Annotated in this window: 18 protein-coding genes; 11 read left to right on the forward strand and 7 right to left on the reverse strand. The window is 64.3% G+C overall.

Going from position 1 to position 20,285, the window contains the following annotated elements; all coding sequences use genetic code 11:
- The first annotated feature begins 20 nt into the window (after positions 1–20).
- The 5 genes from rplL to CIHUM_RS01770 all read left to right on the forward strand — a co-directional run bounded on the left by rplL (position 21) and on the right by CIHUM_RS01770 (position 9,670).
- Positions 21–410, forward strand: coding sequence for a 50S ribosomal protein L7/L12 (gene rplL / locus CIHUM_RS01750; protein WP_034997198.1), 390 nt, complete (start codon positions 21–23; stop codon positions 408–410).
- A 91-nt stretch (positions 411–501) separates the two neighbouring features.
- On the forward strand, positions 502–1,440 hold the full coding sequence (gene pgfA / locus CIHUM_RS01755) for a cell envelope lipid trafficking protein PgfA (protein WP_034997200.1): 939 nt from the start codon (positions 502–504) through the stop codon (positions 1,438–1,440).
- A gap of 318 nt (positions 1,441–1,758) precedes the next feature.
- Entirely contained in the window at positions 1,759–5,256 is a 3,498-nt protein-coding gene (rpoB, locus tag CIHUM_RS01760) for a DNA-directed RNA polymerase subunit beta (RefSeq protein WP_034997202.1), read from the forward strand.
- 84 nt (positions 5,257–5,340) lie between these two features.
- Positions 5,341–9,339, forward strand: coding sequence for a DNA-directed RNA polymerase subunit beta' (locus CIHUM_RS01765; RefSeq protein ID WP_034997204.1), 3,999 nt, complete (start codon positions 5,341–5,343; stop codon positions 9,337–9,339).
- 97 nt (positions 9,340–9,436) lie between these two features.
- A complete protein-coding gene (locus CIHUM_RS01770) occupies positions 9,437–9,670 on the forward strand; it encodes a hypothetical protein (RefSeq protein ID WP_051106252.1) in 234 nt (77 codons plus the stop codon).
- A gap of 89 nt (positions 9,671–9,759) precedes the next feature.
- Here the strand turns inward: CIHUM_RS01770 and CIHUM_RS01775 are convergent, their stop codons facing one another.
- Entirely contained in the window at positions 9,760–10,377 is a 618-nt protein-coding gene (locus tag CIHUM_RS01775; protein ID WP_034997206.1) for a DUF1707 SHOCT-like domain-containing protein, read from the reverse strand.
- Positions 10,378–10,608: 231 nt separating this feature from the next.
- Between CIHUM_RS01775 and rpsL the strand changes: the two genes are divergently transcribed.
- The 5 genes from rpsL to CIHUM_RS01800 all read left to right on the forward strand — a co-directional run bounded on the left by rpsL (position 10,609) and on the right by CIHUM_RS01800 (position 16,067).
- A complete protein-coding gene (gene rpsL, locus CIHUM_RS01780; protein WP_034997208.1) occupies positions 10,609–10,980 on the forward strand; it encodes a 30S ribosomal protein S12 in 372 nt (123 codons plus the stop codon).
- A 3-nt stretch (positions 10,981–10,983) separates the two neighbouring features.
- Positions 10,984–11,451, forward strand: coding sequence for a 30S ribosomal protein S7 (rpsG, locus tag CIHUM_RS01785; RefSeq protein ID WP_034997209.1), 468 nt, complete (start codon positions 10,984–10,986; stop codon positions 11,449–11,451).
- A 202-nt stretch (positions 11,452–11,653) separates the two neighbouring features.
- Positions 11,654–13,774, forward strand: a complete 2,121-nt coding sequence (fusA, locus tag CIHUM_RS01790) for an elongation factor G (protein ID WP_034997211.1) — start codon at positions 11,654–11,656, stop codon at positions 13,772–13,774.
- Between the two features lie 335 nt (positions 13,775–14,109).
- A complete protein-coding gene (gene tuf / locus CIHUM_RS01795) occupies positions 14,110–15,300 on the forward strand; it encodes an elongation factor Tu (RefSeq protein WP_034997213.1) in 1,191 nt (396 codons plus the stop codon).
- 86 nt (positions 15,301–15,386) lie between these two features.
- Positions 15,387–16,067: a hypothetical protein gene (locus CIHUM_RS01800; RefSeq protein ID WP_034997215.1), complete on the forward strand. Its 681-nt coding sequence runs from the start codon at positions 15,387–15,389 to the stop codon at positions 16,065–16,067.
- On the opposite strand, the gene CIHUM_RS01805 is transcribed toward CIHUM_RS01800, so the two are convergent.
- Genes CIHUM_RS01805 through CIHUM_RS01830 form a run of 6 tightly spaced genes read right to left on the reverse strand, consistent with a single transcriptional unit; the run spans position 16,064 to position 19,374 of the window.
- On the reverse strand, positions 16,064–16,624 hold the full coding sequence (locus CIHUM_RS01805) for a hypothetical protein (RefSeq protein WP_051106254.1): 561 nt from the start codon (positions 16,622–16,624) through the stop codon (positions 16,064–16,066). The genes CIHUM_RS01800 and CIHUM_RS01805 overlap by 4 nt on opposite strands.
- The gene (locus CIHUM_RS01810) at positions 16,621–17,301 is read right to left on the reverse strand and encodes a hypothetical protein (RefSeq protein ID WP_051106255.1); all 681 of its coding nucleotides are present in this window, start codon (positions 17,299–17,301) and stop codon (positions 16,621–16,623) included. The genes CIHUM_RS01805 and CIHUM_RS01810 overlap by 4 nt, the downstream gene beginning before the upstream one ends.
- Complete coding sequence (locus tag CIHUM_RS01815) at positions 17,285–18,265, reverse strand: Asp23/Gls24 family envelope stress response protein (protein WP_034997217.1); 981 nt, start codon at positions 18,263–18,265, stop codon at positions 17,285–17,287. Before CIHUM_RS01815 ends, CIHUM_RS01810 begins: the two co-directional genes overlap by 17 nt.
- Complete coding sequence (locus CIHUM_RS01820) at positions 18,265–18,465, reverse strand: hypothetical protein (RefSeq protein ID WP_034997223.1); 201 nt, start codon at positions 18,463–18,465, stop codon at positions 18,265–18,267. Before CIHUM_RS01820 ends, CIHUM_RS01815 begins: the two co-directional genes overlap by 1 nt.
- Positions 18,466–18,507: 42 nt before the next feature.
- Positions 18,508–18,810, reverse strand: coding sequence for a hypothetical protein (locus tag CIHUM_RS01825; RefSeq protein ID WP_034997225.1), 303 nt, complete (start codon positions 18,808–18,810; stop codon positions 18,508–18,510).
- 3 nt (positions 18,811–18,813) lie between these two features.
- Positions 18,814–19,374, reverse strand: a complete 561-nt coding sequence (locus CIHUM_RS01830) for an Asp23/Gls24 family envelope stress response protein (protein WP_081634358.1) — start codon at positions 19,372–19,374, stop codon at positions 18,814–18,816.
- Positions 19,375–19,963: 589 nt separating this feature from the next.
- Between CIHUM_RS01830 and rpsJ the strand changes: the two genes are divergently transcribed.
- Positions 19,964–20,269: a 30S ribosomal protein S10 gene (gene rpsJ / locus CIHUM_RS01835; protein WP_034997227.1), complete on the forward strand. Its 306-nt coding sequence runs from the start codon at positions 19,964–19,966 to the stop codon at positions 20,267–20,269.
- Positions 20,270–20,285: the final 16 nt, after the last annotated feature.

Consider the following 20,285-nt stretch of genomic DNA (forward strand, 5'->3'; position numbering starts at 1 on the left):
CCAACAGAAAGGAAGCCACAATGGCTAAGCTCACCAAGGACGAGCTCATCGAGCAGTTCAAGGAAATGACCCTCATCGAGCTCTCCGAGTTCCTGAAGGAGTTCGAGGAGGTCTTCGACGTGACCGCAGCCGCTCCGGTTGCTGCTGTCGCTGCAGGCGCTCCGGCCGCTGGCGGCGAGGCTGCCGCTGAGGAGAAGGACGAGTTCGACGTCGTTCTCGAGGACGCTGGCGACAAGAAGATCGGCGTGATCAAGGTTGTCCGCGAGCTGGTTCCGGGCCTGGGCCTGAAGGACGCCAAGGAAATGGTCGAGGGTGCCCCGAAGGCAATCCTCGAGGGCGCCAACAAGGACGACGCCGAGGCTGCCAAGACCAAGCTCGAGGAGGCTGGCGCAAAGGTCACCCTCAAGTAAGAGCTTTTTGCTTGACGACGATCACCCCCTCCGGTTCGCACACGCGACCGGAGGGGGTTTCGCGTGTGTGGCTGCGGTAAAGTAGCCCACCATGCTGCCCACTTCCCGCATTCTCTACGTCTTGCTCGCCGGCGTCGGCGCTGCGCTGGTGGTGGCGGGGCTGCTGGCGCCGAGCGTGTTGCTTTCGGGCAACCGCCTGCCGCTGGCGCTGGGGGAGGCCACGTGGACCATCACGGACCCGAACGGCACCCGTGACGGCGAGGCGGCGCCGGTGACGCGTCAGCTGCACATGGAGATTCAGGAGCCGTCCGACGGTGACTCGGCGAGTGTGCGCGTGGGCGACACGCTGCGGGCGGGGGAGTCCGGCTCCGATTTCAATGACCTGCTGACGGCCTCTACGTGGTCCTACGCCGTAGACCGCGTCTCAGGCGCCGCGCAAGGCCCGGCGGAGGCGCAGATGATCATGGGCATGCCAGCAACACAGGTGCCTATCGACGGCGCGTGGCTGACCTTCCCCGCCCCCGCGCCGCAGGACACCGTCCAGGTCTTTGACCCGGTGCTCCGCGGCGCGGCGCCGGCGGAATTCTCTGGCGAGGAAGAGATCGCCGGGCGCGTAGTGCACCGCTATACCCAGCACATTGCGCCGACGAACGTGGCCAAGCGCTACGCCGACCCGCGCAACACGCTCACAATCGAGGGTGAAAACGGCGAGCCGCAGCGCACCTTCCTGCACCACGCCGCCGAGCGCGAAATCCTGGTGGACCAGGAAACCGGCGTGGTCGTGGGCATCGACGAGAAGGTGGACGACTACTACGCCGACGCAGAAGGCAACGGCGTGAAGAACGTGGTCACCTATGACGGGGTGATGGACCGGCAGGACGTCGAGAAGCTTGTGCGCAAAGTGGATGATGCGCAGACCGCCGCGGCGGACCGTGGGCTGTGGCGCGTGCTGGCCTGGATTGGTGCAGCGCTGAGCCTTGCGGGCCTGGCGGGTGCGCTGCGGCCGGGGCGTGCGGCGCGTCGCGATTGACCGCGCGCGCGGGCCGGGTGGTAGGCTTCCGGCAGCAACCGCACGAGTCGCCCAGACGGCATCGGGCAGACCGGCGGGAGTGATGGCGGGGGCCTTTACAAACGGGGGAGATTACTCTATGGTTGTTCTTTGCGCTGGAAGCCGTCTGCAGTACGCATAGAGAGCCTTGTGCAACGGGAACGAAAAAACCCGATTTGACAAGGTGATTTTGTTGTCTCTGGGGGCGGGTCTTCCGAATGCAGACCGAATGCTAACTTATCCTGCGGAAACGCCGCCGGGCCGCGAAGCCAGACGCGGTGCGGCGAGCCTCCGCCAGAGGTGCTGGAAGGACCCAACTTGGCAGTCTCAGACCAGACCATGAACATGGCTGATACCCCCGGGGCTCCCGAACGTTACTCGTTCGCGAAGATTAATGAGCCGATCACCGTCCCGGGGCTTCTTGATGTGCAGCTCGAATCGTTTGCGTGGCTCGTCGGCACGCAAGAGTGGCGCGAGCGCGAGCAGGCCAACCGCGGCGACGATACACGCATCACGTCCGGCCTGGAGGACATCCTCGAAGAGCTCTCCCCGATCGAGGACTACTCCGGCAACATGAGCCTGACGCTGTCCGAGCCGCGCTTCGAAGACGTGAAGTACACGATCGACGAGTGCAAGGACAAAGACATCAACTACTCCGCGCCGCTGTACGTGACCGCGGAGTTCATCAACAACGACACGCAGGAGATCAAGTCCCAGACCGTGTTCATCGGCGACTTCCCGCTGATGACGGACAAGGGCACCTTCATTGTCAACGGCACTGAGCGTGTCGTCGTCTCGCAGCTGGTGCGCTCCCCGGGCGTGTACTTCGACGAGACCATTGACAAGTCCACGGAGCGCCCGCTGCACTCCGTGAAGGTCATCCCGTCGCGCGGCGCGTGGCTGGAGTTCGACGTGGACAAGCGCGACACCGTCGGTGTGCGCATCGACCGCAAGCGCCGCCAGCCGGTCACCGTGCTGCTGAAGGCGCTGGGCTGGACCACCGAGCAGATCACGGAGCGCTTCGGCTTCTCCGAGATCATGATGTCCACCCTGGAAAACGACGGTGTGTCCAACACCGACGAGGCGCTGTTGGAGATCTACCGCAAGCAGCGCCCGGGCGAGCAGCCGACGCGCGATCTTGCGCAGTCCCTGCTGGAGAACTCCTTCTTCAAGGCCAAGCGCTACGACCTCGCGCGCGTGGGCCGCTACAAGACCAACCGCAAGCTCGGCCTCGGCGGCGACCACGACGGTCTGATGACGCTGACCGAAGAGGACATCGCCACCACGCTCGAGTACCTCGTGCGTCTGCACGCCGGCGAGACCGAGATGACCTCCCCGGCCGGCGAGATCATCCCGATCAACACCGACGACATCGACCACTTTGGTAACCGCCGCCTGCGCACCGTGGGCGAGCTGATCCAGAACCAGGTCCGCGTCGGCCTGTCGCGTATGGAGCGCGTCGTGCGCGAGCGCATGACCACCCAGGACGCGGAGTCCATCACCCCGACGTCCCTGATCAACGTGCGCCCGGTTTCGGCTGCGATCCGCGAGTTCTTCGGTACCTCGCAGCTGTCGCAGTTCATGGACCAGAACAACTCCCTGTCCGGCCTGACTCACAAGCGCCGCCTGTCCGCGCTTGGCCCGGGTGGTTTGAGCCGTGAGCGCGCCGGCATCGAGGTGCGAGACGTGCACCCGTCGCACTACGGCCGCATGTGCCCGGTTGAGACCCCGGAAGGCCCGAACATTGGCCTGATCGGCGCGCTGTCCACCTACGCGCGCGTCAACGCCTTCGGCTTCATCGAGACGCCGTACCAGAAGGTCAACGACGGCAAGCTCACCGGCCAGATCGACTACCTCACCGCCGACGAGGAAGACCGCTACGCCATCGCCGAGGCCGCGACCCCGATGGACAAGGACAACAACCTCACCGGCGAGCGCATCGAGGTCCGTCTCAAGGACGGCGACATCGGCGTTGTCGGCCCGCAGGGCGTTGACTACCTGGACATCTCCCCGCGCCAGATGGTTTCCGTCGCTACCGCGATGATTCCGTTCCTGGAGCACGACGACGCGAACCGTGCGCTGATGGGCGCGAACATGCAGAAGCAGGCTGTGCCGCTGCTGCGCGCCGAGTCCGCCTACGTTGCCACCGGTATGGAGCAGCGCGCCGCGTACGACGCGGGCGACACCGTCATCTCCAAGAAGGCCGGCGTGATCGAGAACGTCACCGGCGACTTCATCACCGTCATGGATGACGAGGGCGGCCGCGACACCTACATGCTGCGCACCTTCGAGCGCACCAACCAGGGCACCTGCTACAACCAGACCCCGATCGTCTCCGCGGGCGACCGTGTCGAGGCCGGCCAGGTCATCGCTGACGGCCCGGGCACCAAGGACGGTGAGATGGCGCTCGGCCGCAACCTGCTGGTTGCGTTCATGCCGTGGGAAGGCCACAACTACGAGGACGCCATCATCCTCAACCAGCGCGTGGTGGAGGAAGACATCCTCACCTCCGTGCACATTGAGGAACACGAGATTGACGCCCGCGACACCAAGCTCGGTGCCGAGGAGATCACCCGCGAGATCCCGAACGTCTCCGAAGACGTGCTCAAGGATCTGGACGAGCGCGGCATCATCCGCATCGGCGCGGACGTGCGCGACGGCGACATCCTCGTGGGCAAGGTCACCCCGAAGGGCGAGACCGAGCTGACCCCGGAGGAGCGCCTGCTGCGCGCCATCTTCGGCGAGAAGGCCCGCGAGGTCCGCGACACCTCCCTGAAGGTGCCGCACGGCGAGCAGGGCAAGGTCATTGCCGTGCGCCGCTTCTCCCGCGAGGACGACGACGATCTGTCCCCGGGTGTCAACGAGATGATCCGCGTGTACGTGGCTCAGAAGCGCAAGATCCAGGACGGCGACAAGATGGCCGGCCGCCACGGCAACAAGGGTGTCGTGGGCAAGATCCTGCCGCAGGAGGACATGCCGTTCATGGCTGACGGCACCCAGGTGGACATCATCCTGAACACCCACGGTGTGCCGCGTCGTATGAACATCGGCCAGGTCCTGGAGATCCACCTCGGCTGGCTGGCGAAGGCCGGCTGGACCGTCAACCCGGACGACCCGGCAAACGCCAAGCTGCTCGAGACCCTGCCGGAGCACCTCTACGACGTGCCCGCGGATTCGCTCACCGCAACCCCGGTGTTCGACGGCGCGACCAACGAGGAGATCGCAGGCCTTTTGGCAAACACCAAGCCGAACCGCGACGGCGACGTCATGGTCGACGGCGAGGGCAAGACCACCCTGTTCGACGGCCGTTCCGGCGAGCCGTACAAGTACCCGATTTCGGTCGGCTACATGTACATGCTCAAGCTGCACCACCTGGTGGACGAGAAGATCCACGCCCGTTCCACCGGCCCGTACTCCATGATTACGCAGCAGCCGCTGGGCGGTAAGGCCCAGTTCGGCGGCCAGCGCTTCGGCGAGATGGAGGTGTGGGCGATGCAGGCATACGGCGCCGCCTACACCCTGCAGGAGCTTTTGACCATCAAGTCCGATGACGTGGTGGGCCGCGTGAAGGTCTACGAGGCCATTGTGAAGGGCGACAACATCCCGGATCCGGGCATTCCGGAGTCCTTCAAGGTGCTGCTCAAGGAGCTGCAGTCCCTGTGCTTGAACGTGGAGGTCCTCTCCACCGACGGCACCCCGATGGAGCTCGACGGCGACGACGACGAGTTCGATCAGGCCGGCTCCTCGCTTGGCATCAACCTTTCCCGTGACGAGGGTGCAGCGGCGGACACCGCCTAAGCGCCAGGTAGCCGTCGTGAAGCAATTGCTTTTCGACGGCACGACGAACGAACAGCACACATCTAGAAGAAAAGGAACTTTTACGTGTTTGACGTAAACCTCTTCGACGAGCTTCGCATCGGCCTGGCCACCGCCGACGACATCCGCCGTTGGTCCCACGGCGAGGTGAAGAAGCCCGAGACCATTAACTACCGCACCCTCAAGCCGGAAAAGGACGGCCTGTTCTGCGAGCGCATCTTCGGCCCGACCCGCGACTGGGAGTGCGCCTGCGGCAAGTACAAGCGTGTCCGCTACAAAGGCATCATCTGTGAGCGCTGCGGCGTTGAGGTGACCAAGTCCAAGGTGCGCCGCGAGCGCATGGGCCACATCGAGCTGGCCGCTCCGGTGACGCACATCTGGTACTTCAAGGGTGTCCCGTCCCGCCTGGGCTACCTGCTCGACCTGGCACCGAAGGACCTCGAGCGCATCATCTACTTCGCGGCGAACATCGTCACCTCCGTTGACGAAGAGGCCCGCCACACCGACATGTCCACCCTTGAGGCGGAGATGTTGATGGAGAAGAAAGATGTCGAGGACGACACCAACTCCGAGATCGCGGACCGCGCGCAGAAGCTGGAGGAGGACCTCGCCGAGCTCGAGGCTTCCGGTGCGACCGCTGCTGCCCGCAAGAAGGTGCAAAACGCTGCGGACAAGGAAATGCAGCACATGCGCGAGGCCGGCGAGCGCGAGGTTGAGCGCCTAGACGAGATCTGGACCACCTTCCAGAAGCTCGCGCCGAAGCAGATGATCATCGACGAAAACCTCTACGAGGAGCTCGTCGACCGCTACGAGGACTACTTCACCGGCGGCATGGGTGCCGAGGCGATCCAGACCCTGATCCGCAACTTCGACCTGGAGGCTGAGGCTGAGGAGCTGCGCGGCATCATCGCCGAGGGCAAGGGCCAGAAGAAGGTCCGCGCGCTGAAGCGCCTGCGCGTCGTCGCGGCCTTCCAGCGCTCCGGCAACGACCCGGCCGGCATGATCCTGGACGCGATCCCGGTGATCCCGCCGGAGCTGCGCCCGATGGTCCAGCTCGACGGTGGCCGCTTCGCCACCTCGGATCTGAACGACCTGTACCGTCGCGTGATCAACCGCAACAACCGTTTGAAGCGCATGATCGACCTGGGTGCGCCCGAGATCATCGTGAACAACGAGAAGCGCATGCTGCAGGAGTCCGTTGACGCCCTGTTCGACAACGGCCGCCGCGGCCGTCCGGTCACCGGCCCGGGCACCCGTCCGCTGAAGTCCCTGTCCGACCTGCTCAAGGGCAAGCAGGGCCGCTTCCGCCAGAACCTGCTGGGCAAGCGCGTGGACTACTCTGGCCGTTCCGTGATTATTGTCGGCCCGCAGCTGAAGCTGCACGAGTGCGGTCTGCCGAAGCGTATGGCGCTCGAGCTGTTCAAGCCGTTCGTGATGAAGCGCCTGGTGGACAACGACTACGCGCAGAACATCAAGTCCGCCAAGCGCATGGTGGAGCGCCAGCGCCCCGAGGTGTGGGACGTGCTGGAAGAGGCGATTTCGGAGCACCCGGTGCTGCTCAACCGCGCGCCGACGCTGCACCGCCTGGGTATCCAGGCCTTCGAGCCGAAGCTGGTCGAAGGTAAGGCCATCCAGCTGCACCCGCTGGCCTGTGAGGCGTTCAACGCCGACTTCGACGGCGACCAGATGGCAGTCCACCTGCCGCTGTCCGCCGAGGCGCAGGCTGAGGCCCGCGTGCTCATGCTGTCGTCGAACAACATCCTGTCCCCGGCGTCTGGCAAACCGCTGGCTATACCGCGCCTCGACATGGTCACCGGTTTGTACTTCCTGACCATGGAGAAGAGCCCGCAGGAGATCGGCGGCGAGGGCGCGTACGCACCTGCCGACGACAACGGTCCGGCCCGTGGCGTCTACTCGTCCTACCGCGAGGCCATCATGGCTTACGACCTGGGCGTTTTGGGCCTGCAGGCGCCGATCCAGGTGCGCATCGACCACCTGCGTCCGACGCCGGAGATCGAGCAGGAGCAGTTCCCGGACGGCTGGTCGAAGGGCCAGGCATGGACCACCGAGACCACCCTCGGCCGGATCATGTTCAACGAGCTGCTGCCGTTTAACTTCCCGTACCAGGAAGGCGCCATGGTCCGTAAGGGCGGTGGCGGCGGCAAGGTGCTGCTGGGCGACATCATCCAGTCGATGGTGGAGAAGTACCCGATGATCACCGTCGCTCAGGTGCTGGACAAGATGAAGGACGCCGGCTTCTACTGGGCCACGCGTTCCGGCATCACCATCTCCATGGCCGACGTGCTCATCCTCCCGAACAAGACCGAGGTCCTCGAGCAGTACGAGAAGGAAGCCGAGGCCATCGAGCGCAAGTTCTGGGAGAAGGGTGCGCTGACCGAGGAGAACCGTTACGACCGCCTGGTCGAACTGTGGCAGGACGCCACCAACAAGGTGGGTCAGGCCGTGGAGGACCTGTACCCGGACCACAACCCGATTCCGATGATCGTGAAGTCCGGTGCTGCCGGTAACATGCGCCAGATCTGGACCCTGGCCGGCATGAAGGGCATGGTCGTGAACTCGCGCGGCGAGTACATCACCCGCCCGATCAAGACCTCCTTCCGCGAGGGCCTGTCGGTGATGGAGTACTTCAACAACTCCCACGGTTCCCGTAAGGGCCTGGCCGATACCGCGCTTCGTACCGCGGACTCCGGCTACCTCACCCGTCGTCTGGTGGACGTGGCGCAGGACGTCATCGTCCGCGAAGAGGACTGTGGCACCCGCCAGGGCGTCAGGGTGCCCGTTGCGGTCGAGTCCGGCGACTCTTTCGTGCGCCACGACCTGGTCGAGACCTCCGTGTCCGGCCGTGTCCTGTCGGCCGATGTCAAGGACTCCGACGACAAGGTCATCGCCGAGGCTGGTGCCGAGCTGACCGAGGAGCGTATCGACGAGCTCGTGGCAGCCGGCGTCACCCAGATCAAGGTCCGCTCCGTGCTGACCTGCCAGACCCCGACCGGTGTCTGTGCCAAGTGCTACGGCAAGTCCATGGCGTCCGGCCAGCTCGTCGACATCGGCGAGGCCGTCGGCATCGTGGCCGCGCAGTCCATTGGTGAGCCGGGTACGCAGCTGACCATGCGTACCTTCCACCAGGGCGGCGTCGGCGGCGACATCACCGGTGGTCTGCCGCGTGTGCAGGAGCTGTTCGAGGCTCGTGTGCCGAAGAACCGCGCCCCGATCGCGTCCGTTGCTGGCACGATCTCGCTCGAGGACGAGGGCAACTTCTGGACCCTGACCATCCACCCGGATGACGGCTCCGACGTGGTGGTCTACGAGAAGCTGTCCAAGCGCCAGGGCCTGGCCCAGGTGCGCCGCCCGATGGAGTCCAACCCGGACGCCATGATCGAGCGCGGCCTGCGCGAGGGCGACCACGTCGAGGTGGGCGAGCGCCTGCTCCGCGGCGCTGCCGACCCGCACGACGTGCTCGAGGTCCTCGGCCGCCGTGGTGTGGAGAAGCACCTGATCGACGAGGTGCAGGCCGTGTACCGCACCCAGGGTGTGTCCATCCACGACAAGCACATCGAGATCATCATCCGCCAGATGCTGCGTCGCGGCACCGTCATCGACTCCGGTTCCACCGAGTTCCTGCCGGGCACCCTGGTGGATCTGTCCGAGGCGCGCCAGGTCAACGCCGCAGCTGTGGCGGACAGCGGCGAGCCGGCGGAGATGCGCTCCGAGATCATGGGCATCACCAAGGCCTCGCTGGCCACGGAGTCCTGGCTGTCGGCGGCCTCCTTCCAGGAGACCACCCGCGTGCTCACGGACGCCGCGATCAACAAGCGCTCCGACAAGCTGATCGGCCTGAAGGAGAACGTGATCATCGGCAAGCTGATCCCGGCCGGTACGGGCATTTCCCGGTACCGCAACATCCAGGTCAAGCCGACCGAGGCTGCACGCTCCGCGGCGTACTCCATCCCGACGTTCGGCGACTCCATCTACGGCGACGAGGGCTACGGCGAGTTCACCGGCGCCTCCGTGCCGATGGACGAGTTCGGCTTCGAGGAGCTGTAAACGCAAGGCCCAGCACTCTGGCTTTTAGCTAGGTCTGCGTAGAAAGCGCCCGGCCCCCGCAAAAGGGGAGCCGGGCGTTTTGCATATCATCGGCGCAATGCCCGCTGACGACCAGGCGCTTGCCGCCGCCGTCCACACCATCGTTGCCCAGGAAGCCCCATACCTTAACGCGCGAACCTGGTACGGAATGCCCGCGTGGGAGAACGCGGACGGGGTTGTGGTGTTTTTGCAGGTAGCGTCCAAATTCGATGCGCGCTACTCCACGCTCGGCTTCGAGGACAGCGCGCAGCTCGACGGGGGGGATATGTGGCCGACGAGTTACGCGGTGTAATCGCTTAACGACGCCACCAAAGGGCGCATCCGCGACCTGATCCGCCGCGCTACCGGCGACGCGGCCGGGGAGTGACGCAAAAAGCCGCCCTACTTCACAAGGGCGCCGCGGGCCGCGCGGATGATCTCTACCCCGCCCATGAAGGCCAAGCCGCGCACGCGGATCACCGGGGCGTCGGCGGGGAGGTCGGCGAGGGGGAGAGTGCAGGATTCGTGGTCACGGGCCTCGAATCCGCCCATGAGGCTTGCGCCGTTGTCGATGACGCGGACGTCCTCCGGCACGATGATCTCCACCCCGCCCATCAGCGTGACGGCGTTGATGACGGTCTCCTGGGCAGCGAGGCGAGCCTCGCGCAGGTCGATGGTGTTTCCACCCATCACCGCCACGGAGGTGTGCATCGGGGCGACGAGCCACTGGCCCGTGCGGTCGCTTCCGCCCATGAGCGATAGGGAAAAGGCGCTCCCACCGTCCTCGCCCGTGACGTAACCGCGAGACGCGGGTGCAGATGCAGAGGGGGTCGCGGGGGAGAGGTCGTCCACCAGCGCCGGCAGCTCGTCTGAGTAGGTAGCGGCGTACAGGGCGCGGGAGCGTTCGTCGAACTCGGAGACGCTCAGCTGCCCGTCGGCGAAGGCGTCCTGGAGGCGGGTGGCGATGTCGTTGCGCTGGGAATCGGATAGGCGGGTGCGGGGAGGATTTGGCTCGCTCATGGCTATAAGGGTAGAGGGGCGGAGCTGACGTCGATAAGCGATTTGCTTGTGATATGTGGCGTGGTGTACTTTTGACGAGGTTTCGCCCGTACCATGCGGTGCGAAGTTCTACGAACTCCGAGCGACTCGTTCACACGGCAGTTCATGCAATCGGCAGGGCCCCGAAGAAGAGCCCCCATTTTTGCATGTATGGCCGGGTGTGAGCGGGAAGCGCTAACAGAAAGAGCGTGAATGCCTACTATTCAGCAGCTGGTCCGCAAGGGCCGCCACGATAAGTCCACCAAGGTGGCAACCGCTGCGCTGAAGGGTTCCCCGCAGCGCCGCGGCGTGTGCACCCGCGTGTACACCACCACTCCGAAGAAGCCGAACTCTGCTCTGCGTAAGGTCGCCCGTGTGCGCCTGACCTCCGGCATCGAGGTTTCCGCATACATCCCGGGCGAGGGCCACAACCTGCAGGAGCACTCCATGGTGCTCGTGCGCGGCGGTCGTGTGAAGGACCTGCCGGGTGTGCGCTACAAGATCGTCCGCGGCGCTCTGGATACCCAGGGTGTGAAGGACCGCAAGCAGGCTCGCTCCCGTTACGGCGCAAAGAAGGGACAGTAATCAATGCGTAAGCAGCAAGCACCGAAGCGTCCCGTCGTTAAGGATCCGGTTTACAATTCCGAGCTGGTCACCATGCTCGTGAACAAGATCCTGCGGGACGGCAAGAAGGCCACCGCAGAGCGCATCGTCTACGGCGCTCTCGAGCAGTGCCGCGAGAAGACCGGCACCGATCCGGTTGGCACCCTGGAAAAGGCAATCGGCAACATCCGCCCGGACCTCGAGGTTCGTTCCCGCCGTGTCGGTGGCGCGACCTACCAGGTGCCGGTGGACGTCAAGCCGGCCCGCTCCACCACCCTCGCCCTGCGTTGGCTGGTCACCTTCACCCGCCAGCGTCGCGAGAACTCCATGATGGAGCGCCTCGCCAACGAGATCCTGGATGCTTCCAACGGTCTCGGCGCCTCCGTGAAGCGCCGCGAGGACACCCACAAGATGGCCGAGGCCAACCGCGCTTTCGCCCACTACCGCTGGTAATCGCTGGAGCAAGGCGACGCATGGACACCCGGAAACTGCATACCCGCTTCCACGTGGAGCGAGCTGGTGCGTTTCCGGGTTTTTCCAGCTGAGTCGAACCTCACGCTGCCACTTCCGCGATGAAGTGGCAGAATTGACAAAGGACAACTGACCGACATAGGCGCCGACAGGCGTCGACGACTTCAAAGTTGGGGTATTTAACGTGGCACAAGAAGTGCTTAAGGATCTGAACAAGGTCCGCAACATCGGCATCATGGCCCACATTGACGCCGGTAAGACCACCACTACCGAGCGCATCCTCTTCTACACGGGTCTCAACCGCAAGGTTGGCGAGACCCACGACGGTGGCGCCACCACTGACTGGATGGAGCAGGAGAAGGAGCGCGGCATCACCATTACGTCCGCCGCTGTTACCTGCTTCTGGAACAACAACCAGATCAATATCATCGACACCCCGGGTCACGTGGACTTCACCGTTGAGGTGGAGCGCTCCCTGCGCGTGCTCGACGGCGCTGTGGCCGTGTTCGACGGCAAGGAAGGTGTGGAGCCGCAGTCCGAGCAGGTGTGGCGACAGGCCGCCAAGTACGACGTCCCGCGTATCTGCTTCGTCAACAAGATGGACAAGCTGGGCGCTGACTTTTACTACACCGTCGGCACCATCGTCGACCGCCTCGGCGCGAAACCGTTGGTCATGCAGCTCCCGATCGGCGCTGAGGACAACTTCGACGGCGTTGTCGACCTCATCGACATGAAGGCCCTCATGTGGCCGGGCAAGGTCGAGACCGGCACCCCGCCGCAGATCGAGGAGATCCCGGAGGATCTCAAGGAGAAGGCTGAGGAGTACCGCGAGAAGCTGCTCGAGGCCGTCGCTGAGTCCGACGAGGAGCTCATGGAAAAGTACTTCGGCGGCGAGGAGCTGACGAAGGAAGAGATCCAGGCAGCCATCCGCAAGATGACCATTGCTTCCGAGATCTACCCGGTGTTCTGCGGCACCGCATACCGCAACAAGGGCATCGAGCCGATCCTCGACGCTGTCGTCGCTTACCTGCCGAGCCCGCTGGACATCGGCGAGGTACACGGCACCTCCGTCAACGGCGAAGAGGAACTGACCCGTAAGCCGTCCGTCGAGGAGCCGTTCTCCGCTCTGGCGTTCAAGATCGCCGTCCACCCGTTCTTCGGCAAGCTCACCTACGTGCGCGTCTACTCCGGCCAGGCAATCCCGGGCGAGCAGATGCTCAACTCCACGAAGTCCAAGAAGGAGCGCGTGGGCAAGCTCTTCCAGATGCACGCGAACAAGGAGAACCCGGTCGAGCACGCCGACGCCGGCAACATCTACGCGTTCATCGGCCTGAAGGAAACCACCACGGGCGACACCCTGTGCAACCCGGACCACCCGATCATCCTCGAGTCCATGGACTTCCCGGATCCGGTGATCCAGGTGGCCATCGAGCCGAAGACCAAGGCTGACCAGGAGAAGCTGGGCACCGCTATCCAGAAGCTTGCCGAGGAGGACCCGACCTTCACCGTCCAGCTGGACGAGGAGACCGGCCAGACCGTCATCGGCGGCATGGGCGAGCTGCACCTCGACGTGCTGGTGGACCGCATGAAGCGCGAGTTCAAGGTCGAGGCGAACATCGGCTCCCCGCAGGTTGCGTACCGCGAGACCATCCGCAAGAAGGTCGAGTCCCTGGACTACACCCACAAGAAGCAGACCGGTGGTTCCGGCCAGTTCGCGAAGGTCATCGTCACCATCGAGCCGTACTCCCCGGACCCGGAGGAGCTGGAAGAGGGCGAGTCCACTTCCTACAAGTTCGAGAACGCCGTCACCGGTGGCCGCGTGCCGAAGGAGTACATCCCGTCCGTCGACGCTGGTATCCAGGACGCGATGCAGTACGGCTTCCTCGCCGGCTACCCGCTGGTGAACATCAAGGCCACCCTCGAGGACGGCGCGTACCACGACGTCGACTCCTCGGAGATGGCGTTCAAGCTCGCTGGTTCCCAGGTGCTGAAGGAAGCTGTCGCGAAGGCGAAGCCGGTCCTGCTCGAGCCGGTCATGGCCGTCGAGGTTGTGACCCCGGAGGAGTACATGGGCACCGTCAACGGTGACATCAGCTCCCGCCGTGGCCAGGTCTTCGCAATGGAGGACCGCTCCGGTGCGAAGGTTGTCAAGGCAAAGGTGCCGCTGTCCGAGATGTTCGGCTACATCGGCGACCTGCGTTCCTCCACCGCTGGCCGCGCGAACTTCACCATGGTGTTCGACTCCTACGCTGAGGTTCCGCAGTCCGTGGCTCAGGAGATTATCGACGAGCGCAACGGCAACTAAATAGTCGCCGCCCTCCCTTCTCAACGGGCCGCACCGCGTGCCAGCGGTGCGGGTCTACCCCGCGGGATAGGGAGAACGGAGGGCAGCGGCCGCGCTGAGATACCGCAAGAACCGACAAGGTGGGCGGTGTCTGAGCCGGCCGTTACCCTCTAGGTCGATCCCGGGGGAAACGGCAAGGCCGGTTTGAAAAACGGCCGCTGGAAACCTAGGATCTTGTAACTGGCACATTGTGAAATGGCTCCCGTATCCGTGCCCTGCGATGGGCGCGGGCCGGGGCGTATGTAAACCACGTGGCTGCGAAGGTCGTAGTCACCATGAAGTCCAGGAGGACAACAGTGGCAAAGGAAAAGTTCGAGCGCTCTAAGCCGCACGTGAACATCGGCACCATCGGTCACGTCGACCACGGCAAGACCACCACCACCGCCGCTATCACCAAGGTGCTGGCTGATGCTTACCCGGAGGAGAACAAGGCCTTCGACTACGCGATGATCGATAAGGCTCCGGAGGAGCGCGAGCGCGGCATCACCATCAACATCTCCCACGTGGAGTACAACACCCCGAAGCGCCACTACGCTCACGTTGACGCCCCGGGCCACGCCGACTACATCAAGAACATGATTACCGGCGCTGCTCAGATGGACGGCGCAATCCTCGTGGTTGCTGCTACCGACGGCCCGATGCCGCAGACCCGCGAGCACGTGCTGCTGGCCCGCCAGGTTGGCGTTCCGTACATCCTCGTTGCACTGAACAAGTGCGACATGGTCGACGACGAAGAGATCATCGAGCTCGTCGAGATGGAGGTCCGCGAGCTGCTGGCTGAGCAGGAGTACGACGAGGAAGCACCGATCGTTCACATCTCCGCTCTGAAGGCTCTCGAGGGCGAGGAGAAGTGGGTTCAGTCCGTCGTTGACCTCATGCAGGCTTGCGACGACTCCATCCCGGATCCGGAGCGCGAGACCGACAAGCCGTTCCTGATGCCGGTCGAGGACATCTTCACCATTTCCGGCCGCGGCACCGTGGTTACCGGTCGTGTGGAGCGTGGCGTGCTCAACCTCAACGACGACGTCGAGATCATCGGTATCCGCGACAAGGCCACCAAGACCACCGTCACCTCCATCGAGATGTTCAACAAGCTTCTCGACACCGCTGAGGCTGGCGACAACGCAGCTCTGCTGCTCCGCGGTCTGAAGCGTGAGGACGTCGAGCGTGGCCAGGTCGTCATCGCACCGGGCGCTTACACCCCGCACTCCAAGTTCGAGGGTTCCGTCTACGTCCTGGCCAAGGACGAGGGCGGCCGCCACACCCCGTTCTTCGACAACTACCGTCCGCAGTTCTACTTCCGCACCACCGACGTGACCGGTGTTGTGAAGCTGCCGGAGGGCACCGAGATGGTCATGCCGGGCGACAACGTCGAGATGTCCGTCGAGCTGATCCAGCCGGTCGCTATGGACGAGGGCCTGCGCTTCGCTATCCGCGAGGGCTCCCGCACCGTCGGCGCTGGCCGCGTCACCAAGATCCTGGACTAGTTCCACTTTTGGTGTAACCAGCTGACGTAAAAAGCCGCCTTTCCCGCTGGGGAGGGCGGCTTTTCGCATGCGATAGGCTCATCGGTGTGCATGACCCGACCCGTATCCCACGTCTGATCGAGGCGCTGCAGCGCGCCTGGGAAGGACAGCCGGACCTCACGCTCGCCCAAATGATCGGGGTATTGGAGAACAGCGGCCTGGGCTGGGGCACAACAGACGAGGAAGCCGTCGAGTTGCTCACCGCGATGGAGCGCGAACATCCCTCGATTATCGACGCCACGTCCGGCCCCCACGCCATCACCACCGTCAACCCGCCCCATCTAGTCACAATCACAAACAGATATGTGGTGGTGCGAAGCGGCGCCGACCCCGAGCGCATGCCGGCGGTGTGGCGCATGGGCGGGATGCGCAAGGCGGGCCCCGGCCTACCGCTGGTTATCGCTGACGCTGAGGGGGTTGAGCACCGCCTGGGGATCGTGTCTTTGTTAACGCGGTTGGAGGGGGCACCGGAGGCGTCGATAAGCACCCCGCGAGCGGACGTGGGCAACAGGCGATGGCTAGTGCTTTTCGACGATGGGGCGCGGGCCGTGGTCGGGCAGCGCATCCGCATCTGGCGAATGGGAAGACGCAGCGTGGTGAGTGAACGTATCGCCTGGAGCGACATTTTGCGCTGCGAGCCTGGCGCGGAGATGGAAATAGCCCCAGCGGGCGGCGGGAAGCCGCGCACGCTGGGGCTGGTCAAGCTCGTGCTGGAATTGGAGCGCTAGGCGGTAATCCGGTCCAGGTGGAGCTTCCACACCGTGTCGATTTCCATGGTGTGGCTGGCTTCGCGGAAATCCTGGTCCGCGCCTTCGATGACGCGTACGACGTCATCGAACGGGTACTCCGGGTTGGCGAAGACGGTAAACGTCGCGGTAGGGCGCTTGCCCACCATCGCCACCTTGGAGGAAGCGCGGCGGATCTCGCCTGCGTGCTCCAGGGAAGTGCAGGCCGCCTCAGATACACGCTGGACGTTGATAATGGTCTCGCCGTGCTCCGGGTCAGCCGGCAGGATGCCGCGGTTCGAAAACGCGCGGGACCGGATATTGGCCAGCAGTATCCACAGGCCCAGGACCGCTGAAATGACAGCGCCGATGATCAGGGCGGTGACGTAGAAGTTCTGGTAGCCCAGGTCGATCAGTCGGGTGCGGTCGACGAAATCGGCCGCGTCGACCAGGTACGGGATCTGCCAGTACTCGGCGATCGGGAAGAGGCCGGCGAGAATCAGCAGCAGGCCAAGCAGGAAAACCGCCAGGCGGTTAAAGAAGCTGAGCGTCTTAGTCATCGCGACACCTCCGGGGTCGTCTCGGCCGAAGCGGATCCGGCCGTCGGCTGAGGCGCGTTAGTGCGCTGCGCGGCGACCTGTTGCGCGGCTGGGCTGGGCAGCAACTTCACGGACACCGCCGGCGGCGTCTTGAGCACACGGAACTCGTCGTTCAGCGCACGAGTGATGCGTTCCTGCATCGCCGGGCCGGAGCCATCCTCGACCACCTGTACCTTCACGGACTTCCGGTTCGCCTTCGTGCTCACCTGCTCGCCGCCGAGATCGCCGCGGGTAGTGAACGTCGTCTTGCGGGCGATGTCCACCGGGCGGGTCCAAATGGAGGCGGGCGAGTTCACGCGCACGTGCCCGTGCGGGCGCGGTTTGAACGAGAAGAACAGGAGGATCAAACCTACGAGCACAAGGAGGATGCCCACCACTACCGCGGTGACATCTGCTGCGAAGGAACCGAGGAAATCCCAGGTGCGGCCCAGCCAGGAATCCGACGGGGCTTCATCGCCGTAGAAGTGGTACCACAGGTCGCGTGCAGCCACACCAGCCAGCGAGAGCAAAAGCAGGCTGATCAGCACCGCAAACCAGCGCGATGCCGGGTTGCCCAGCGGCTCATCGCCCGGGTGCGGGCCGACAGCTGCGTTAGCCGGCGCCTCGTTGGAGGGCGCCTTGTTAGCGGGAGCGGTCATAGTACTTCACCACCGGTTCAATCGTGATCTGCTTCAGCGGCTTCGGTGCTGGTGCCTTGGGCACAATCACCGGCCGCGGCGCGGGCGCGGACGAGAACGGGGCGCGCGGCGCCGGCTCCACCACGATGGGTTTGAGCGGCGGGCGGTTGACCGTGATCTCCTTCAGCGGTGCGCGGTTCGGCATAGGGACATCGCGGGGCTGTGCGAAACGCTTGATGTCCGCAGGCTTGAGCGTCTGCAGCGGAGGCAGCTGCGGGTGACGGGGGACAACCCCGTTCGCCTGCGGCGCCCACGGGCGGATCGGCTCCGGCGGGAACGGCACGCGCGCTTCCGTCCGCGAGGTGTGGATGGCAGCGAGGCGCTGCGGCTCCGGTACCTCGGGGGAGAACGTTCGCACCGGCTCCGGGGCTGCAACGCTTGCCGCGTGCACCGGATCCGGCTGGCCGGGGTGCTCCACCTCGATCGGGGCGGGGACAACGACGTCGCGCATGTCGTCGACAAGCGAGCGCGCCTTGACGGGCGCGAGCTGCTGGAGCGGTTTCGTCGTGGGGTGCTCCACGTGGGTCGGGGAGACCTCGATGGGGGTCGGGATCACGAAAGCCTCGTGCTCCGCCACCTGGTCCCAGGTGACGCGGCCGGTGTCGGGGAGAGTTTCCACATTGGCCACGGTGACCTTCACGCGGGAGACGTCAAGGCCCACCAGCGTGCGAATGTGCGCGATGATGGTCGCGCGCATTGCGTCGGTGATGGCAGCAACCGGGGCGGGGTAGGAGGTGGCAATTTCGGTGTCCACCGCCACTGTGCCCGTCGCCTGGTCCAACCGGGCGTTAATCCGCGGGAAGCTTCGTCCCGCGAGCCCGGCCAACTTTGCGTCGATAGTCCGGCAACCCGGAACCGCCGCAGCTGCCACCTCAGCGACACGCTCGATGGTGCGCTCACTGACGTGGTAGAAGGAATTATCCATTAGCTTCGGCCTCTGCCGGTGCCGTTACTCAGGGCCGCGGACAGATCCAGACGGCCGTCGAGCTGGGCCCCGACAACCCCGCCGATGATTGTGAACAGCAGCAGCCAGAGCAGGCCCGGCCAACCGCCGAAGGTGACAAAGAAGGCGACCACAACACCAATAAGAATGCCGGTCAGCGCCTTGTTAGCAAAAAGATTCATAATAAAACCACGTTTCGGGTTATGAGGTTGGGGCGGGCATCGCTACTGTGCGTCGCCTGCGACAACGTCCACGAACTCCGCGTCGGATGCGCCGAGTACGGCCGCGCGGACATCCTCGGCCACGTCCTGCACCTTGCGGCCGGACGCGACATCGAAGACGAAGTGGACTTCAAATCCGGTTCGGCCGTCCCGCGAAATGGCCTTCAAGCCTTCGATGCGGGCGTTGGGCAGGTAGGTCGCAATCTCGCCGACACGGCCGCCGTGCAATGCGGCGACCCCGTCGACGGCGACGGCGGCATCGCGGACGCCCTCCGCAACCTCGCGGCTAACGGGGGTGTACGCCATGGCTTACTGGTTGATCGGCTGGTTGACGGCCTGGTAGTTGGCGTTGGAGTTGGTTTCCTCGTACTGCTCAGCGCCCTCCTGCTCCGGCAGGTGCACGTCGTGCACGGTGACATCGACGCGGTCCACGATCAGGCCGGTCATGCGGGTGATGGCAACGGTGACGTTCTCGCGGATAGCGTTCGCGAGCTCGTGGATAGCAACGCCGTACTCGGCGATGATGGCAACTGCGACGGAAGCGTGGCCGTCCTCGACAGCGACGTTGACGCCCTGCTGGACGTTGGTGGAGGAGGTCAGGGACTCGCGCACAGCGCCCCACATGCGGGCTGCACCGCCGCCGAGGTTATTCACGCCGGAGACCTCACGGGCAGCGATGCCTGCGATCTTGCCCACAACGTTGTCGTCGATGACGGTGGAGCCGTGCTCGGTCTCCAGGTTTTCGTTGCGCGGGCGAACCTGCTCCGGCTCCACGGCGGTGGAGGTGGAAGCCGGGGTGTTTGCGTCGGTCTTCGCTGCAGCAGTGTTCGGGGTGTTTGCAGAGGTCTCGGTGATGTTCTTGTCGGCCATGACGGTCCTTTCGTTCTGTAAAAACTGTGAATCCGCGCGTCCTTATTTACGAAGCGCACGGCCTGGAAATAAAGGGTACACACATATTTCAGGTAGAGCCGGGATGAGAAGAAGGTGATATCAAGTTGAAATAATCCGGGCCTGGCCGAAGGTTCGTCGAGAAGCGGGCTTGTGCTTACCGCAACCTTGTGTTTTAATACCCGGGTTGCCTTGACATGGGCCGGAGCAAACCGGCCGGTGGCCAGGCAAACATGACACCTTCCAACCGGAAGAACCGGAGAAGGGCCATGGCAAATTCACAGCGGCAGTACGCAAGGGTCACGCGCCCTTCCGAGTCTGACACCCAGGCATGTGCTTATAGACGGGCACGCCTTGGCGGAAGCACTGAAACAGCATGAATTTGCTCGGTCACCTTCCGGACGTGTCATGACAGTCAGAAACGACACTGGCGTTGAGCCATGGGCCCAGCCCGGACAACGTTATAGAGAAACTAGAAGCTACAAACCCCACCGCTTCGCCCGTTTCTCACTCCGTTCGAAACGAGCGGGAGAGAGAAGGACGAACGTGGGGATGCGAGGAAGAGGTAAGCGTGGCGGGACAGAAGATCCGCATCAGGCTCAAGGCTTACGACCACGAGGCGATCGACGCATCCGCGAAGAAGATCGTCGAGACGGTCACCCGCACGGGTGCCCGCGTCGTTGGCCCGGTGCCGTTGCCCACTCAGAAGAACGTGTACGCCGTTATTCGTTCTCCCCACAAGTACAAGGATTCTCGCGAGCACTTCGAGATGCGCACTCACAAGCGCCTCATCGACATTCTCGACCCGACGCCCAAGACGGTGGACGCGCTCATGCGCATCGACCTGCCAGCAAGCGTCGACGTGAACATCCAGTAGAGCAATCCCCAACGCA

Source organism: Corynebacterium ihumii (genome assembly GCF_028609825.1).
GTDB lineage: Bacteria > Actinomycetota > Actinomycetes > Mycobacteriales > Mycobacteriaceae > Corynebacterium > Corynebacterium afermentans.

What these genes read in the sequence shown, in the direction of transcription:
- CIHUM_RS01825 (WP_034997225.1), bottom strand. Translation starts at nt 18,810, where the DNA reads ATGGCGTACACCCCCGTTAGCCGCGAGGTTGCGGAGGGCGTCCGCGAT.
- CIHUM_RS01810 (WP_051106255.1), bottom strand. Translation starts at nt 17,301, where the DNA reads ATGACCGCTCCCGCTAACAAGGCGCCCTCCAACGAGGCGCCGGCTAAC.
- pgfA (WP_034997200.1), top strand. Translation starts at nt 502, where the DNA reads ATGCTGCCCACTTCCCGCATTCTCTACGTCTTGCTCGCCGGCGTCGGC.
- rpsG (WP_034997209.1), top strand. Translation starts at nt 10,984, where the DNA reads ATGCGTAAGCAGCAAGCACCGAAGCGTCCCGTCGTTAAGGATCCGGTT.
- CIHUM_RS01830 (WP_081634358.1), bottom strand. Translation starts at nt 19,374, where the DNA reads ATGGCCGACAAGAACATCACCGAGACCTCTGCAAACACCCCGAACACT.
- rpsL (WP_034997208.1), top strand. Translation starts at nt 10,609, where the DNA reads ATGCCTACTATTCAGCAGCTGGTCCGCAAGGGCCGCCACGATAAGTCC.
- CIHUM_RS01805 (WP_051106254.1), bottom strand. Translation starts at nt 16,624, where the DNA reads ATGACTAAGACGCTCAGCTTCTTTAACCGCCTGGCGGTTTTCCTGCTT.
- CIHUM_RS01820 (WP_034997223.1), bottom strand. Translation starts at nt 18,465, where the DNA reads ATGAATCTTTTTGCTAACAAGGCGCTGACCGGCATTCTTATTGGTGTT.
- CIHUM_RS01815 (WP_034997217.1), bottom strand. Translation starts at nt 18,265, where the DNA reads ATGGATAATTCCTTCTACCACGTCAGTGAGCGCACCATCGAGCGTGTC.
- CIHUM_RS01775 (WP_034997206.1), bottom strand. Translation starts at nt 10,377, where the DNA reads ATGAGCGAGCCAAATCCTCCCCGCACCCGCCTATCCGATTCCCAGCGC.
- CIHUM_RS01770 (WP_051106252.1), top strand. Translation starts at nt 9,437, where the DNA reads ATGCCCGCTGACGACCAGGCGCTTGCCGCCGCCGTCCACACCATCGTT.
- rplL (WP_034997198.1), top strand. Translation starts at nt 21, where the DNA reads ATGGCTAAGCTCACCAAGGACGAGCTCATCGAGCAGTTCAAGGAAATG.